The organism is Nitrospinota bacterium (assembly GCA_016235255.1).
Taxonomy (GTDB): Bacteria; Nitrospinota_A; UBA7883; order UBA7883; family JACRLM01; genus JACRLM01.
Window position 1 is genome coordinate 1 of sequence record JACRLM010000001.1, and the last position, 15268, is coordinate 15268.

The 15268-nt window shown below is 56.8% G+C and carries 15 protein-coding genes and 1 tRNA gene; 12 read left to right on the forward strand and 4 right to left on the reverse strand.

Features of this window, described 5'->3' with window-relative positions; genetic code table 11:
- Positions 1-51 precede the first annotated feature (51 nt).
- The gene (locus tag HZB29_00005; protein MBI5813977.1) at positions 52-615 is read right to left on the reverse strand and encodes a purine-binding chemotaxis protein CheW; all 564 of its coding nucleotides are present in this window, start codon (positions 613-615) and stop codon (positions 52-54) included.
- A gap of 296 nt (positions 616-911) precedes the next feature.
- On the opposite strand from HZB29_00005, the gene HZB29_00010 reads away from it, so the two are divergent.
- The 12 genes from HZB29_00010 to HZB29_00065 all read left to right on the forward strand — a co-directional run bounded on the left by HZB29_00010 (position 912) and on the right by HZB29_00065 (position 12995).
- On the forward strand, positions 912-3743 hold the full coding sequence (locus HZB29_00010) for a chemotaxis protein CheA (protein MBI5813978.1): 2832 nt from the start codon (positions 912-914) through the stop codon (positions 3741-3743).
- A gap of 51 nt (positions 3744-3794) precedes the next feature.
- Positions 3795-4220 carry a response regulator gene (locus HZB29_00015; protein MBI5813979.1) on the forward strand — a complete coding sequence of 142 codons (426 nt, stop codon included), beginning with the start codon at positions 3795-3797 and terminating at the stop codon, positions 4218-4220.
- 40 nt (positions 4221-4260) lie between these two features.
- Positions 4261-4770 (forward strand): purine-binding chemotaxis protein CheW, encoded by a 510-nt coding sequence (locus HZB29_00020; protein MBI5813980.1) that lies wholly within the window; start codon positions 4261-4263, stop codon positions 4768-4770.
- A 33-nt stretch (positions 4771-4803) separates the two neighbouring features.
- Positions 4804-5679: a protein-glutamate O-methyltransferase gene (locus tag HZB29_00025; GenBank protein MBI5813981.1), complete on the forward strand. Its 876-nt coding sequence runs from the start codon at positions 4804-4806 to the stop codon at positions 5677-5679.
- A gap of 28 nt (positions 5680-5707) precedes the next feature.
- Positions 5708-6124 (forward strand): response regulator, encoded by a 417-nt coding sequence (locus HZB29_00030; GenBank protein MBI5813982.1) that lies wholly within the window; start codon positions 5708-5710, stop codon positions 6122-6124.
- Positions 6121-8121 (forward strand): chemotaxis protein CheA, encoded by a 2001-nt coding sequence (locus tag HZB29_00035; protein MBI5813983.1) that lies wholly within the window; start codon positions 6121-6123, stop codon positions 8119-8121. The genes HZB29_00030 and HZB29_00035 overlap by 4 nt, the downstream gene beginning before the upstream one ends.
- 16 nt (positions 8122-8137) lie before the next feature.
- Positions 8138-9121 carry a chemotaxis protein CheW gene (locus HZB29_00040; GenBank protein ID MBI5813984.1) on the forward strand — a complete coding sequence of 328 codons (984 nt, stop codon included), beginning with the start codon at positions 8138-8140 and terminating at the stop codon, positions 9119-9121.
- Between the two features lie 19 nt (positions 9122-9140).
- The gene (locus HZB29_00045) at positions 9141-10175 is read left to right on the forward strand and encodes a chemotaxis response regulator protein-glutamate methylesterase (protein ID MBI5813985.1); all 1035 of its coding nucleotides are present in this window, start codon (positions 9141-9143) and stop codon (positions 10173-10175) included.
- Positions 10176-10188: 13 nt separating this feature from the next.
- Positions 10189-10557: a PilZ domain-containing protein gene (locus HZB29_00050; protein MBI5813986.1), complete on the forward strand. Its 369-nt coding sequence runs from the start codon at positions 10189-10191 to the stop codon at positions 10555-10557.
- Positions 10558-10627: 70 nt separating this feature from the next.
- On the forward strand, positions 10628-11431 hold the full coding sequence (locus HZB29_00055; GenBank protein ID MBI5813987.1) for a hypothetical protein: 804 nt from the start codon (positions 10628-10630) through the stop codon (positions 11429-11431).
- 15 nt (positions 11432-11446) lie between these two features.
- On the forward strand, positions 11447-11878 hold the full coding sequence (gene aroQ, locus HZB29_00060) for a type II 3-dehydroquinate dehydratase (GenBank protein MBI5813988.1): 432 nt from the start codon (positions 11447-11449) through the stop codon (positions 11876-11878).
- A gap of 13 nt (positions 11879-11891) precedes the next feature.
- On the forward strand, positions 11892-12995 hold the full coding sequence (locus HZB29_00065) for an aminopeptidase P family protein (protein ID MBI5813989.1): 1104 nt from the start codon (positions 11892-11894) through the stop codon (positions 12993-12995).
- A 71-nt stretch (positions 12996-13066) separates the two neighbouring features.
- Here the strand turns inward: HZB29_00065 and HZB29_00070 are convergent, their stop codons facing one another.
- The 3 genes from HZB29_00070 to HZB29_00080 form a co-directional block, all read right to left on the reverse strand.
- Entirely contained in the window at positions 13067-14185 is a 1119-nt protein-coding gene (locus tag HZB29_00070; protein ID MBI5813990.1) for a peptidylprolyl isomerase, read from the reverse strand.
- Between the two features lie 142 nt (positions 14186-14327).
- A complete protein-coding gene (locus tag HZB29_00075) occupies positions 14328-14873 on the reverse strand; it encodes a DUF3334 family protein (GenBank protein ID MBI5813991.1) in 546 nt (181 codons plus the stop codon).
- A gap of 126 nt (positions 14874-14999) precedes the next feature.
- Positions 15000-15073, reverse strand: a tRNA-Gln gene (locus HZB29_00080).
- Positions 15074-15268 lie beyond the last annotated feature (195 nt).

A 15268-nucleotide genomic window follows, 5' to 3' on the forward strand; every position in this document is an offset into this window, starting at 1 on the left:
CCAGGTTGAGGAAAGTGAGCGGTTATAAACACCTGCCAGAACTGCGTGAGATCATGAAACGGGCTCTGGCGGGGAAGATAATGGTGAAAGCGGCGTGACGGTCATGCCGGGAGTTTCAACTAAAAAAGGGATTGACTCCTCTTCGGTGGACAGAACCTTGTCTATGTCCAGCAGGATTTTGACTTTCCCCTGGACCTTGCCCATTCCAAGTATGAAATCGGTGTTCAGCCTGGAGCCGAATTGAGGAGGAGCCTCTATATCGGTCCCGTGAATGTCCAGCACCTCGCGCACGGTGTCCACTATTATGCCCATCTGGACGCCGGCCACTTCCACCACGATGAACACGGTCTCCCTTGTGTACTCCGCCTCCTCCATGCCGAATTTGAGGCGCAGGTCTATAACAGGTATCACTTTTCCGCGAAGATTTATCACCCCTTTGATGAAAGGGGGCGTTTTGGGGATATGGGTGATGTCCATCACGCCCATGATCTCCTTGACCTTCGTAATGTCCAGGCCGTATTCTTCCTCGCCAAGAACAAAAGTGAGGTATTTCCCTTCCCTCACGCGGTACTCGGATGCTTTAACGCCGGTTTCGCCGGTCACAGCTTCGCTCATGAGGATGCCCTTTCAATGCCCCTTGGGCCTGTTTCCAAGACAACTTGCCAATGTACAGAAAATACATCAATTCGCCCTGCTCCGCCAGTTATAATTTAGCCTTGCGGGCAAATGCGCGGCAAGACGCGGCCGGCATCCTTTCTTTAACAAAAGCCTGCATCCGGCGATCTGTTCAAGCGCGTTGTTTTTAAATCAGGAAAGAACGGGAAAAATGGTGGAAACCGGATTATTTGTGCGATAATTTTCATGGCTATGACAATTAGCGATAAATCAGCGTCCAAGATTTAGAGGAACCAGTGACCACAAACGGAGTCGGGGAGCTTCTGGAAACGCTTGGCGAAATTTCCGCCGGCGTTTTATCGCTCACCCCGGAGCTTTACGACAAGAAAACTGTTTCCGACGTGATGCTGGCGCTGGAAAAAATCCAGGCGGACGTGCGCGCCCACTGCCCACCGAAGGCCGCCAGGCTTTGCGAAGCGCTGGCGATCCTTTTCGAGAAATTCCTTATGGAGTCCGTCGCCGACGGAGGGCCCGGGATAGACGCCACCAAAAGCGGGATCGCCGTGATCGTCTCCGCCATAAAAAAAGACAAGAACGCGGCCGTTCTGGACGCCGATTCGGACGTGATCGTGGCGAGCTTGGGCGACTCCTACGGGATCAACTTGCCCCCCGCGCCCAACGCTCCGGAGGATTCGCCTGCCGCGTCGCCATCCGGCGAAGGCAAAGAGGAACCGGGAGAGGCCCAGGAGGAGGGAGACGATTTCTTTGCCGGACTGAAAAAGGGATTTGAGGACCGGGGCGGGGAAGCGGGCCGCCGGGAAGAGTCCGCCGAGGAGGCCAAGTCCATAGACCCTTTGCTGGAAAAGCTCAACCGCCTGGCAGGCTCCATCACAATGATGGAGCCCGACCTTATGGACAAGAAAGAGGTGGCGGACAACCTGGTCCAGTTCGACCATCTTGCGGCAGAACTGGACGCGCGTGGATACAGTGAAAACCTGGCCGCCCTGGCCAAAGCGGTCTCGTCATTGTTCGAAAAAAGCCTCATGGACGGGCTGGATGAAGGGGAAAAGGGGCTCGCCCTTGTGTCCGAAGCCATCAAGATACTGTCGGCCGGGGTTGAAAGGATCGAAGAGCCCGATTCGGTGGCCCAATGGGCCATGGAAGCGATCAATAATATAAATACTTTCCTCGCAGGCCCCCCTGCTCCTCCGTCCGGCGCCGCTCCGGCCGCGCAGCAACCGGCGGCGAAGGCCGCCCCTTCGGCAAAAAAAGGGGAAGTGAGGCAGGAAGGGGTGGACATAGTCCGCATAGCCTCGGACGAAGACCTGCTTTTGTACACCGAGTTCGTCGGCGAGACTGGGGAGACGCTGGCCAACGTGGAGAGCGACCTTCTGGAGATCGAGTCCAACCCGGGCAACATGGAGCTGATCAACAATCTGTTCCGGGCCGTCCACAGCCTGAAAGGCGCCGCCGGATTTTTGGGGATCAGCACGATTAACGTGCTTTGCCATGAAGCGGAAAGCTTGATGGACAAGATACGGAAAAAGACGCTTGACCTCAACCAGGGGATAATAGACGCCCTGCTTAAGACCGTTGACGTCATTAAAACAGTGAACGAAGGGCTCAACGCAAGCTGCCAGAAGGCCAAGGCGTCCATGCCCGGGGCGCAGATAGAAATCCCGAAATACTCCACGGAGGGGCTGTCGGCGCTTCTTTCGGACCTGGGCGAGCAAAAGGACGGGGGAGCCGCTCCGACAGTCGTCGTCAAAGAGACGGTGGCCGGAGAGCCCGGAGTGGAAAAACTTGGCGAACTGCTCGTTTCGCACAAGGTGATTTCCGAGGACCAGTTGGAGAGCGCCCTGGAAACCCAGAAGCCGTTGGGCAAGATCCTGGTGGACATGGGGATGGTGGACGAAAAGACCATCAGCGAGTCCCTCAAGGAGCAGGACGAGAAGCGCAAAAAGGCGGTGGTCACCACGCTGAAAGTGGACACGGAGAAACTGGACAGCCTTTTGGAGCTTGTGGGCGAGCTTGTGATATCCCAGTCCATCGTGGCCCAGGACAAGCTTTTGCTGGACGAAGGAAGCCGCGCCATGCAAAGGAGCGTGCTAAACCTTGGCAAGATAACAAAGAACATCCAGGACCATGTGATGGGCCTGCGGATGGTGCAGATAAAGCAGACATTCCAGAAAATGAGCAGGCTAGTGCGCGACCTTTCCAGGAAAATGAACAAGCAGGTGGCGTTCCACCTTTCCGGCGAAGAGACGGAGATAGACAAGACGATCGTGGAGGAATTGAACGACCCGCTTGTCCACCTGCTGCGCAACGCGATGGACCACGGGGTGGAGTCCCCGGAGGACCGGACGGCGTCCGGCAAGAGCGCGATGGGCAATGTTTGGCTATCCGCGTTCCACCGCGGCGGCAACGTGTACATCGAGATCAAGGACGACGGCAAGGGGCTGGACAAGGAAAGGATAATGAAAAAGGCGGTGGAAAAAGAGCTTGTCGCCCCCGGGGCGGAGCTTTCGGAGACTGACATCTTCAACCTCGTGTTCATGCCGGGATTTTCAACGGCGGTGAAGGTGACGGACGTGTCCGGCCGCGGCGTGGGGATGGACGTGGTGCGCTCGAACATAGACAAGCTCGGGGGCAAGGTGGAGATATCCAGCAAGCCTGGCGCGGGCTCCACCTTCACAGTAAAGCTGCCGCTTACGATGGCGATTGTGGATGGAATGATCGTGAGGATCGGGGACGAGCGGTTCATCATTCCGACGGTCTCCATCCGGGAGTCGATCCGGCCGAAGGCCGAAGAGGTGTCCACGGTCCGGCGCGATGGAGAGATGATAAACATCAGGGGGCACCTGCTGCCTCTTATAAGGTTGCATGATATCCTTAAAGTCAAAGACGCCAAGTGCACCGACCCGAAGGAGGCGCTTGTGATAATAGTGGAGAGCGACGAGAGGGAATACGGATTCATGGTGGACGACCTTCTGGGACAGCAGCAGGTGGTCATAAAAAGCCTGGGAAAGAGGTTCAAGGGCCTTGGAGGGATTTCCGGGGGAACGATTCTGGGCGACGGGCGGGTTGGGCTTATCTTGGATGTAAGCGGCGTGGTGGCGATGAACTGACGGGCCGATGCGCCCGCTCATCATCCCAGGCCAACGAGGAAAGTGAATAAAATGTCTGTTAACGTTATGATAGTTGACGATGAAGAGGGGATACGCAAGTCCCTCGGCGCGTATTTCAAGATGGAAGGCTATTCGGTGGACACCGCCGGCAGCGGCGCGGAGGCCATCGAAAAGCTGCGGGGGGCCAAGTTCAACATCATCCTGATGGACATAAACATGCCAGGGATGGACGGGATAGAGACCCTTCAAAAGATCAAGGCGATGGACTTTTCAATCCAGGTGATAATGATGACGGCGTACTCCACGTTCGACAAGACGATGAAGTCGCTGGAATTCGGCGCCACGGACTATGTGTTAAAGCCGTTTGAGAACCTTTCGGAAATACTGTATCTTGTGAAAGTTTCTGAGGAGAGGCTGGAGCGCTGGAAACGGAGCATGAGCGCCTCGATAATCAAGCAAAGAGAAGAATTGCATTGATCAGCTTGCATGGCCGTTCAAGCGGCAATCGCCGATAGGCATGGCTGAACAACCTGCGGACGCTGGAATAAACGGATTGCCCGCCGCCCTGGGCGGGCTGGAGGGAAAATACCTTTCGTTTACCTTGTGCGGAGAGGAATACGGGCTTGAGATCCTTAAGGTGCGAGAAGTGATCAGCCTTATGGAGATCACCCAGGTCCCGCAGGCTCCATCCCATATAAAAGGCGTTATAAACCTCCGGGGAAAGGTTATACCTGTGGTGGACATGCGCCTGAGGTTCGGCATGCCCGCCGCCGAGGCGACCGATGAAACGTGCATAATAGTGGTCGACCTCGGGGGAGCGCTGGCCGGCGCGCTTGTGGACGCCGTGGCGCAGGTTGAAAATATAGACGCCTCCCAGATAGAGCCGCCTCCCCTGGGGGGCGCAATGGGGGGTGATTTCATCCTGGGAATGGGCAAGGTGAATGGAAGGGTGAAAATCCTGTTGGACATAGACAAGGCGTTTTCGTCGTCCGGTATCCTCCGTGGCGGCGCGGAAGAAATGAATTGAAACATATTTCAATAATCATGAAAGTGGATGTGAATGGCTGAATCGACCAAAGCCGGCCATGCGTTCCCGGGAGCCGTGGACCTTTCGGACAAGGAGTTCGAAATGTTCCGCCGGCTCATTTTCGACATGAGCGGCATAAACCTCAACGAAGGCAAAAAGGAACTGGTGCGCACGCGCCTTGGCAAGCGGCTGAGGACGGGCGGTTTCGGCTCCTACATGGACTATTACAAGTTCGTCAAGAACGACATCAGCGGCGCCGAACTTGTCAGCCTTCTGGACGCCATATCCACAAACCTCACAAGTTTTTTCCGGGAGATGGGCCATTTCGACTTTTTAAAGAGGGTCATCATCCCTGAACTCGCCGAAAAAAAGAGGGCCACCGGGGACATGTCTGTGCGGGTGTGGAGCGCCGGGTGCTCCACAGGCGAAGAGCCATACTCGCTTGCCTTCACCCTGATGGACAACCTGGAAACGATCCAGACATGGGACGTGAAGATACTGGCCAGCGACCTGTCCACGCAGGTGCTGGGCAAGGCGTCCCGCGGGCTTTACACGGAAAACCAGATAAAGACCGTCCCCAAGGAGACGCTCCGCAAATATTTCGACAAGGAACATTCGGACGATGCGCCGCTTTACAGGATCAAGCCGGAAGTGCGCCAGCTCATCCAGTTCAAGCGCTTTAACCTGATGTCGCCTTCGTTTCCTTTTAAAAGGAAGTTTGAATTCATTTTTTGCCGTAACGTTATGATATATTTTGACAAGCCGACCCAGCAGACCCTCGTTAACAAGTTTTACGATGTGTTGGCGGTGGGGGGATACCTGTTGATCGGCCATTCGGAGAGCCTCACGGGGGTTCAGCACAGGTTCAAGTATGTGCAGCCGACTGTTTACAGGAAAATGGCCCCTTAATGGGGCTTACCAGCGGGAATAAGACCTGATGAACGCGAAACTGCTGATAGTGGACGACGAGGAGGGAATAACCAACTCGCTGGTCCGTTTTTTCAAGCTTATGGACTACAATGTGGACTCATGCAATTCTCCGGCGAAGGCCCTGGAAATGATCCGGAAAGAGAATTACATGATAGTCCTGTCGGATGTCATGATGCCTGGAATGAGCGGGATAGAGTTGTTGAAGGAAATAAAGGACTTCAACGGTATGATACAGGTGATAATGATGACCGGCGTAGTATCGATAGAAAACGTCCTCACATGCTTAAGGCTGGGCGCCAACGACTGCTTTTTAAAACCGCTTGACGACCTTGAGGTTATCAAGCGGGCGGTGGACGAGGCGGGGGAAAAGCTGTCCAAGTGGGAAAACCTGATTAAACGCATGATAAGCCGGAAGCACGGATGATAGAGGGAATTGACAAAGAAATCCTTGATGAGTTCATCAAGGAGACGAGCGAGGAGCTTGAGGCGCTGGACGCAAAGTTCATCAGCCTTGAGAAGAACCCGAAGGACTCTGACGTCATAAACGCCATATTCCGCACGGTTCACTCCATCAAGGGGTCCGCCTCGTTCTTCAACCTCACGCATGTGCGCACATTCGCCCACAAGTTTGAGAACATGCTAGACGACCTTCGCAAGGGGAAGCGGGCCGTCACAAAGGACATAATCGACCTGCTTTTGAGGGGGAAGGACTGCCTGACCGCCATGTTCGAGCGGCTGACGGCAGGGGACATGTCCGACGCCCTGACACCGGTGGACGAGGCGGCGCTGGCCCAGGTGGAAGCGGCGATGACGGCGGAGGTGGAGGTTCTCACGCCGCAGGAGCTTTTCAGGAAGATAAACGAACTGCGCACGGTGATGGCGGAGGACGGGCTTTTGGAGCGCCCTTCTGTGGTCACCATGTTCAACGTGGTGGACGAACTGCGGCGGCTGGTGCTAGGCGAGGAGGCAAAGAAAGAGGGGGGCGTCCCCAAGCTGGGTGAAATCCTGGTGGAGCAGGGGGTGATCTCCAACAAGGACATCGCCGAGGCGCTCACGGAGCAGAAAAAGCTTGGGGAAATCCTGGTGGAACAGGGGAAGGTGACCCCGGAGATAATAGAACAGGCCTCTGAGGTCCAGCGCAAGAAGACGGAAGAGGCCGCCGTGGCCAAGGTCAAGGAGGCGGACAAGGGGGGCGAGAAAAAGTCCACCGCGAAGAAGACCATGCGCATAGAGGAAGAGAAGATAGACGGCTTCATGGACCTGGTGGGCGAACTAATCATAAACGCCGAGGTATTCAACTATCTTCAGAAAAAGCTCGAACTTGGCGTGGAGACCGGGAAGCTTGTGGCGGAATTCAAGAACGCCAACCTGGAGTTCAACGAGCTTACCTTCAAGCTTCAGCGCGGCCTTGCGGAAGTGAGGAAGGTGTCCATCAACGGCGTGTTCCAGAAACTTCCCCGCATGGTGCGCGACCTGGCGCAGGCCACTGGCAAACAGATAGATTTTTCCATGTCCGGGGAGGACCTGCTGATAGACAAGAGTCTTTTCGAGCAGTTGGAAGCCCCCATGAACCATATAATCCGCAACGCCGTGGACCACGGGGTGGAGACCCCGGCGGAGCGCGGCTCCACCGGCAAGGACCCCACCGGCAAAGTGGAAGTGAGGGCGGAGGAAGCTTCAGGCGATTTGATCCTGCACATCATAGACGACGGCAAGGGGATGGACGCCGATAAGCTCAAGGCCAAAGCGGTGGAAAAGGGGGTAATAAGCCAGTCCGCCGCGGAGGTGATGAGCGACCGGGAGGCGTACAAGCTCATATTCGCCCCCGGCTTCTCCACGGCGGCCAAGGTCACGGACGTTTCCGGCCGCGGCGTGGGGATGGACGTGGTGCTCACCGCCGTGAAGGAGGCCAAGGGGAGGGTGGACATCGAGACGTCGGTCGGCAAGGGGACCCACTTCATCATCACCATGCCCATGTCCACAACCCTGATAACCATATCGGGCCTGCTTGTGGCCGTGGGCAAGGAAAGCTACATCATCCCCATGGAGTGGGTGAAAGAGTCGCTCAAGCCGCAAAAGGAACAGGTGTCGTCCGTCAAGAAGCGCGGTGAGGTGGTGGAGATACGCAATATGCTGTATCCGTTGCTGCGCCTGCACGAGCTGTTCGGGGTGAAGCCCCGGCATATGGACCCTTGGAACGCCGTTGTGATGGTGATCGAAAGGGAGGACATGCGCTGCTGCATCCTGGTGGACGAGATAATCGAGGAGACCCAGGTGGTCCTAAAAGACTTGGGCAAGACCTTCCGGGACATAAAGGGGATATTGGGAGGGGCCATACTGGGCGATGGGCGGGTTGGCCTGGTGCTCAACATCGAAGGAATATTACTGGAAAGCGTAAGCGCCATCCGCGGGATGGTTTAACGCCCGGAGACGTTACGTGGACGACTTGATAATCGAGTTTTTCGCCGACTGCCAGGCGCATATGGAAGGGATCGAGGAGGCGCTCCTGCGGTTTGAGAAGGAGCCCGCCTCCTCCAGCGGCCTTATTGACGACATATTCCGCCGCGCCCATAGCGTCAAGGGGAACGCCGGGGTGCTTGGGGTCGGCTCGATCCACGCCGAGGGGCAGAAATTCGAATCATTCCTGGAAGGTATAAGACAGCGCAAGCGCGCCACACCGGAAGAAATGGACAACATGTTCACCGGCCTGGACGCGTTAAGGGCAGTGATCGCCATGGAGCGGGAAGCGCGGATGGGGAGCGGACCCAAGGAGAAGGTGGGCAGCGAGCCGAAAAACCATGCTCCGCCACCCCCGCCGCCACCATCTGCGCCGCAGCAGCCAAAGAGCGCGCCGGCCGCGGCGCCGGCCCCCATCCCCCAACCCCAGCCCGCAAAAGAGGCCGGGCCGCGGATGGAAACTTTAAAGCCGATATCCGCCGCCCCTGCGCAAGCCGATGCGAAAACATCCGGAGCCGCCGCCCCGGCGATGCCGGAGTCCTCAACTTTCCTCGTGTTCGACCTTGGCGATGAAAGCTACGGGATAGAGATCATGAAAGTCCGGGAGATAATACTTTCGGACTCCTTTACCCCGGTGCCAAACACCAAGCCGTTCGTGCTCGGCGTGATGAACCTGCGCGACCAGATAATACCCATTTTTGACTTGAAGAAGAGGCTGGGCATCGGCGACGGCGGGGATGAGAGAAACATTATCATTGTCGAGATAGGGAAGGTGACCACGGGGCTCAAAGTGGACGAGGTCACCGGGATAATCGCCTTCGAAAAATCGGAGATCACACCGGCGCGCGCTTTCCAGGGAAGCGTGCCGACGGAGTTTTTGTTCGGGATGGGGAATTCGGGAAAGGGGACGATAATACTCCTCAACACGAACGACCTTTGCCACCCCGACGAACTTTTATACTGATTGAAAGGCCATATTGGCGATGGGAAAAATAAGGGTTTTAGTAGTTGACGATTCATCAATAGCGCGCCAGGTGATATCCAAGGCGCTATCATCCGATCCGGACATTGAAGTGGTGGGGGCGGCGCCGGATCCTTTCATCGCGCGCGACCAGATCATCGAGCGAAAGCCCGACGTGATAACGCTGGACGTGGAAATGCCCAGGATGGACGGCGTTTCGTTCCTGCGAAAGCTCATGAAGCATTACCCAATACCGGTGGTCATGGTCTCCTCGCTGACACAGAAAGGGGCGGAGACCACGCTGGCCGCCCTGGAGGCCGGAGCGGTGGAGATAGTGGCCAAGCCGGTGATGGAAAAGCACAACTTAAGCGAAATCACCGTTGAGCTTATAGACAAGGTGAAGGCCGCCTCCAAGGCTAGGATAAGGCCGATCACGCACCAGGCTGCCATTGTGTCAAAGACGCCCATATCGTCTGCGATGGTGGCGACGACAAACAAGGTGGTGGCCATCGGCGCTTCCACGGGCGGCACGGAGGCGCTCAAGGAGGTCCTTTCCAGGATGCCGGTCAATTCGCCGGGGATCGTGGTGGTCCAGCACATGCCGGAGACTTTCACAAAGTCCTTCGCCGAACGGCTGGACAACCTTTCGACGCTCAAGATCAAGGAGGCCACCGACGGGGATTCCCTCACGCCTGGTGTCTGTCTTATCGCTCCTGGCAACAAGCACATGCTGCTGCGGCGCTCTGGCTCCAGGTATTACGTGGAGGTGAAGGACGGCCCGCTGGTCTGCCGGCACAGGCCGTCCGTGGAAGTGCTGTTCAATTCCGTGGCCAAGACCGCCGGAAAGAACGCTGTCGGCGTGATCATGACCGGAATGGGGGGCGACGGGGCGCAGGGGATGTTTAACATGAAGCAGTCAGGGGCGGCCACGGTGGCCCAGGACGAAGATTCTTGCGTGGTGTTCGGGATGCCCAAGGAAGCGATCAAGCTTGGGGGCGTGGACAAGGTGGTGCCCTTGGGCAAGATACCGGAAACGATACTTTCACTGGCGCAATAAATCGGGCCTTAACATGCTCGTAAATGACGAAGAGGGCAAAAGGGGGAGGCGGAGAGTCCGCTTCCTGACTGAAATCGAGGTGGAAAGCGCCGGAAAGTCCGCCACCTACAAGCGCACCCACGACGTGAGCATGAACGGCGTTTTCGTCTCCACGGCAAGACCATTGCCCATCGGGACGAAAGGGAAGTTCACCCTTGTCTTAAGCGCCGGGATGCGCAAAGAAAAAATCTCCGGAACCTACGAGGTTGTCCGCCACGTTCCCATAGACGAGGGGCTTTCCGATCCGGACCAGGGGGGAGGCATGGGGCTTAAGTTCGTGGAAATCGACCCTGAAGGGAGTGAACTGCTTTTCCAGGTCATCCAGTACAACCAGCCGGAATGAGATATTTTCAATTCACAGCGAATTGCCCTGGCCGGCCTTTGCGCGGTCCAGCCATTCGGACAACCATTAAATGACCGCATCCGCGGCGGCCGGATGGAAAGGGAGCCCGGAGTATTGGGAAGAGCTCGCCCGGATATACTCCCAAAAGTTCCGCGAAAAGCCTGGTTCATACATATTCGTCCCGCTGGCGGACGCGCTTTTCAACCTTGGCAAAATGTCCGAGGCGATCGAGACGCTGAAAATGGGAGTGGCGCTAAAACCGGGAAGCCGCGCCGGAAAGACGCTACTCGCCCAGCTTTTATATGACAATGGGGATGAAGCCGCCGCCAGGGGCTTGCTCGAGGAGATCGCCGCCAAATGGCCGGACTCCACGGCGGCGGTGTTCCTTTTATGCAAGATATACGAGCGAGACGGGCTTGTCGCCGAAGCGCTACGGCTTTCCACAACGCTTATGGACTATTTTCCCGGCTCGCGGTTCGTCCAAAAACTTGTGGAGCGGCATGAAAAGATCATCGCCGCACATGGGCGCCCGGACGCCGATGGCGCCATGGCCGTGGCCGAAGCGGCCATCGCGGAGCCTGTTAATGTAAACTCCGTCCAAATAGTGGAAACGCCCTCGGAAAGCATGTACGCTCCGCAAGAAGTCATAGAGGTTGAAAACGGGCCGCCTGGTGGTGTTATCATAGACGAAGCCGGGGGTGCGGAGGGTGAAATGGAGCCCGGCGGCGCCGTGGAAGCGCGGCGCACAAAGAGGAAGGGCCACAGGACTGGCGGAGGCAAAGCGCCCGAAAACCAGATACCGCTGTTCAGGCTTGAGAATATGCTTTCGCATATAGCGGCCATGAAGAAAACGCTTACTAATAAACACGATTGACCTGAAAGGTTTCCGATGGCAAAAAAAGCGCTGATAATCCACGGCCCTAACCTGAATCTTCTCGGGCTGAGGGAACCGTCCATTTACGGCTCGATGAACCTTCTCCAGTTGGACGAGCAGATAACGGAAAAGGGGATGGAGATGGGGCTGGACGTCACCATCAGGCAGTCCAACCACGAGGGGGAGATCGTGGAGATGGTACAAAAAGCGCCGGGAGAAGCGGATATTATCATAATAAATCCCGGCGCCTACACCCATACCAGCGTCGCCATACGCGACGCAATACTGTCCGTCGGGTTGCCGGTGATCGAAGTACATTTGTCCAACATTTACAAGCGCGAGGAATTCCGCCGCAAGTCCTTCATATCCGACATCGCCGTGGGGGTGATCACCGGGTTCGGCCCGGAAAGCTATCTTTTGGCCCTGCAGGCGGCGGCGAACCTGTAGCCCGCGCCGCGCCATGATCCTCGACTCGCCGGACAGCGCCGCTCCTTATTTCCAGCGCCGGGTGGAAAGGGTCCGTCAACGCATGGCGGATCACGGCCTTTCGGCGTTCCTGGTCAGTTCGCTTGTCAACGTGCGGTATCTCTCCGGCTTCACCGGCACTTCCGGGCTGATGGTCATAACGGGCGATGAGGCGTGTTTCCTGACCGACTTCCGATATGTCACCCAGGCCGCCGCGCAGGTGAAAAGCGCCCGGGTGATGGAATACAAGGAGCCGGAGCCGGCGGTCCACGAACTTCTGAAAAGCCATGGCGCCGGCAACGCCGGATTCGAATCGCTCCACGTGACGTACGCCAGGGCGGAGGAGATGCGTGAGAAGTTTACCGGGGTGGAGCTTGTGCCTGTGAAGGACGCGGTGGAGACGGTGCGCCAGGTGAAAGATGAGCCTGAGATAGAAGCGATTAAATGGCTGCTGGACATTCAGGCGGAAACATTCAATGACGCGTTGCGCCTGATCCGGCCGGGAGCCGTGGAGCGGGACGTGGCGGTGGAGCTTGAGTATCTTCTGCGCAAACGGGGCGCTGACGGCCCTGCGTTTGATTTCATCGTCGCCTCCGGGGTCCGCTCGGCCATGCCCCACGGCGTGGCGTCGGACAAGGTCATCGGCAAAAACGAGATGGTGACGCTGGACTGGGGCGCCAAGGGGCGCGGCTATCATTCGGACAACACCAGGACGGTGATCACAGGGCCGGTGGACCCGGAACTTGAGAAAATATACTCCATAGTCCTTGAAGCGAACATCGCCGGGATCGAAGCAGTGCGCCCGGGGGTGTCCATGAAACAGGTGGACGAAGCGGCGCGAAAGATCGTCAACGCCACGGGTTACGGCGATGCGTTCGGCCACGGCACAGGGCACGGCGTTGGGCTGGACATACACGAAAAACCGACCGTGTCGTGGCGGGGCGATGCAGTGGCGGAACCTGGCATGGTGTTCACCGTCGAGCCGGGGATATATCTTCCCGGCAAGGGGGGCGTGCGCATCGAGGACATGGTGCTGGTGACCCAGACCGGATGCGAAACGCTAAGCGCGGCCATACCAAAGGGGCTGATTGCCGTCTAAAGCCCGGCCATTCGCAAAAAAACACCGGAGACTTTTGAGCCTCCGGCGTTATGAAACTTTAAAATAACGGGTCAGAGCATCTTCTTGATCTTCGCCTGCTGCTTTAAACCGTTGACGTATTCGGCCACCTTCGAGTTGGCCTGCTCGTTCTTCAGCTTCATTTCGATGGAGCTTTTCGCCTCGGCGAACGTGGCCTTGGAGGCCGGCTTTTTCTCCCCCCCTTTGATTATGTGAAAACCGAAGGGACTTTCCACAATCCCGGAAATCTTGCCGGGCGCCAGGTCGAAAGCGGCCTTCTCAAACTCCGGCACCATCTGGCCGCGCCGGAACAACCCAAGGTCCCCTCCGTTGCGGGCGGAGCCGGGATCGTCGCTCTCTTTTTTGGCCAGTTCGGCGAAATCGGACCCTTCCGAAAGCTTTTTGGCGATCGCTTCAATTTTCTTGCGGGCTTTCTCTTTTGACTCCTTGATCTTGGCATCGTCTCCGGATTTTTCGAACTTCGCCAGTATGTGGGAGGCGCGCACCTGCTCGGGCCGCTCAAACTCCAGCTGATGGGTGTCGAAATACTTGCGCAAGTCACCTTCGGTTATGGTTATCTTGCTTATCACATTCTTTTCGATAAGTGTCCGGATGCGAAGGTTGAGGGCCAGTTCTTTTTTCAACTCCTCGTCGGTGAGCCCCTGGCTTTCCATGACCTTCTTGAAGGTGGCCTCGTCCGGGAAGCGCTTCTTCATCATCGTAAGATGTTCGTTGACCGCGGCGTCGTCCACTGTCACCCCTTCCTTGGCGGCCTGGGCTGAAAGGATTTCGGCGCTGATTATGTTGTCGAGTATGGACACCTTGATCTTGTCCAGCCGTTCCTGCGTGAGTGGCTGACTGGTCATCTTCACGGTCTGTTCGAGCCCTTTGAGGGCTCGGACAAGCAGGTCTTTTTTCACCGGGGCGCCGTTCACTTCGGCGATCACTTCCGGAATGGAATTAAAGTCAATCGCGACAGATTTCACGTCCGGCCCCTTGCCCGCTCCGGGAAGCGCGAATTGAGGCTTGCCTTTATCGTCGGACGCCTCGGGCGACTTGACCATCTGGGCGGAAGAGGCGCCTGTTTCCGCGGCGCGTCCGCTAAAGCTGTAAATCAACGATCCCGCCGCCAGAGCCAGAACAAGGACCGCCACCAAAATCCTGATGGCCATTTTGAATACTGCGCCTCCTAAGGTTCAAAATAGTGAAGTTTAGCCCCCGGAGTGGTGTTTTGCAAGCATTTTACGTGATTTTCACGGCAAGAGAAGCGGTGTCAAAGGCGGCCTCATCTTTGTGACAAGGCCGCCCGGCACGTCAGATTTCCAGAGGCATGCTTAAGAAAGGTTCAAACGCCAGTTCCATGTAAAACTTGTTGCGCTTGACAGTGGTGAACGAAATCCGCACGCACTCCATGTCCTTTGGTTCCTTGGCCACCATGCTAAGGGCGATGGGTACGGTGATCGGCACGACGGCCGGGATGTTGGCCCTGGCCGAAAGGTCGAACTTGTCCTGTATCATGGTGCGGCACCGGCCCACGGCCTGGTTGCAGAATTCGCCGATGTTGTTGCGCACTTCGTCGTTGGAAAAATGGGTTGGGATGTCCTCTTTCGGAAGGCCGAGGCGGCTTAACGTGTCCTGCACGATCTCAAGGGCCGCCCCCCCTTCGAAGTTGAGTACCATGATACCGCTGTAATCCCCGTTGAATGTAACGAAAGCGCCGATGTCCCCGGTGATCTGTATGCCGGTGACGTGCATGGCGCTTTTGGACACCTGCACCGCCTTGCCGGTCTGCCCCTGCACAAGGTCCCGCACACCGGTGGAAAACACGCGGACGAAATCAAGAGTGCTTGTTTTTGCCAACCCCATCTGTATCCTCGCTAATATGAGAAAAAACCACCCACTGTTACAAGGATTCTAATCCGCCAGCCGCCCACGGGCAATAGATAGTTTTGAAAAACCGGGAATGACCGGCAAGAATTGTTTGTTTGGCTGGCCCCCGAGGAGTCGAACCTCGACGTATAGATCCAGAGTCTACTGTCCTACCATTAGACGAGGGGCCAACACAGATTTTTCATTTTACCACAGACCGCGGCGGTATCAACCATGCGCGGGCGTTTGTAGAGAGCACATAAACTGTCCGGGTCTGTAGCACATAAACTGTCCGGTTCTATGGTGTATCCAGGAGGAAACGCCATGAAGCGGACAGAGTGGTTACAGGAGACTCGGAAGATGAGGTTTTTAGAGGCGTTAACGGA

Bases quoted from the DNA above. Each gene is read 5' to 3' on its own strand.
- HZB29_00005 (MBI5813977.1), bottom strand. From the start codon at position 615: ATGAGCGAAGCTGTGACCGGCGAAACCGGCGTTAAAGCATCCGAGTAC.
- HZB29_00015 (MBI5813979.1), top strand. From the start codon at position 3,795: ATGTCTGTTAACGTTATGATAGTTGACGATGAAGAGGGGATACGCAAG.
- HZB29_00020 (MBI5813980.1), top strand. From the start codon at position 4,261: ATGGCTGAACAACCTGCGGACGCTGGAATAAACGGATTGCCCGCCGCC.
- HZB29_00025 (MBI5813981.1), top strand. From the start codon at position 4,804: ATGGCTGAATCGACCAAAGCCGGCCATGCGTTCCCGGGAGCCGTGGAC.
- HZB29_00030 (MBI5813982.1), top strand. From the start codon at position 5,708: ATGAACGCGAAACTGCTGATAGTGGACGACGAGGAGGGAATAACCAAC.
- HZB29_00035 (MBI5813983.1), top strand. From the start codon at position 6,121: ATGATAGAGGGAATTGACAAAGAAATCCTTGATGAGTTCATCAAGGAG.
- HZB29_00045 (MBI5813985.1), top strand. From the start codon at position 9,141: ATGGGAAAAATAAGGGTTTTAGTAGTTGACGATTCATCAATAGCGCGC.
- HZB29_00050 (MBI5813986.1), top strand. From the start codon at position 10,189: ATGCTCGTAAATGACGAAGAGGGCAAAAGGGGGAGGCGGAGAGTCCGC.
- HZB29_00055 (MBI5813987.1), top strand. From the start codon at position 10,628: ATGACCGCATCCGCGGCGGCCGGATGGAAAGGGAGCCCGGAGTATTGG.
- aroQ (MBI5813988.1), top strand. From the start codon at position 11,447: ATGGCAAAAAAAGCGCTGATAATCCACGGCCCTAACCTGAATCTTCTC.
- HZB29_00065 (MBI5813989.1), top strand. From the start codon at position 11,892: ATGATCCTCGACTCGCCGGACAGCGCCGCTCCTTATTTCCAGCGCCGG.
- HZB29_00070 (MBI5813990.1), bottom strand. From the start codon at position 14,185: ATGGCCATCAGGATTTTGGTGGCGGTCCTTGTTCTGGCTCTGGCGGCG.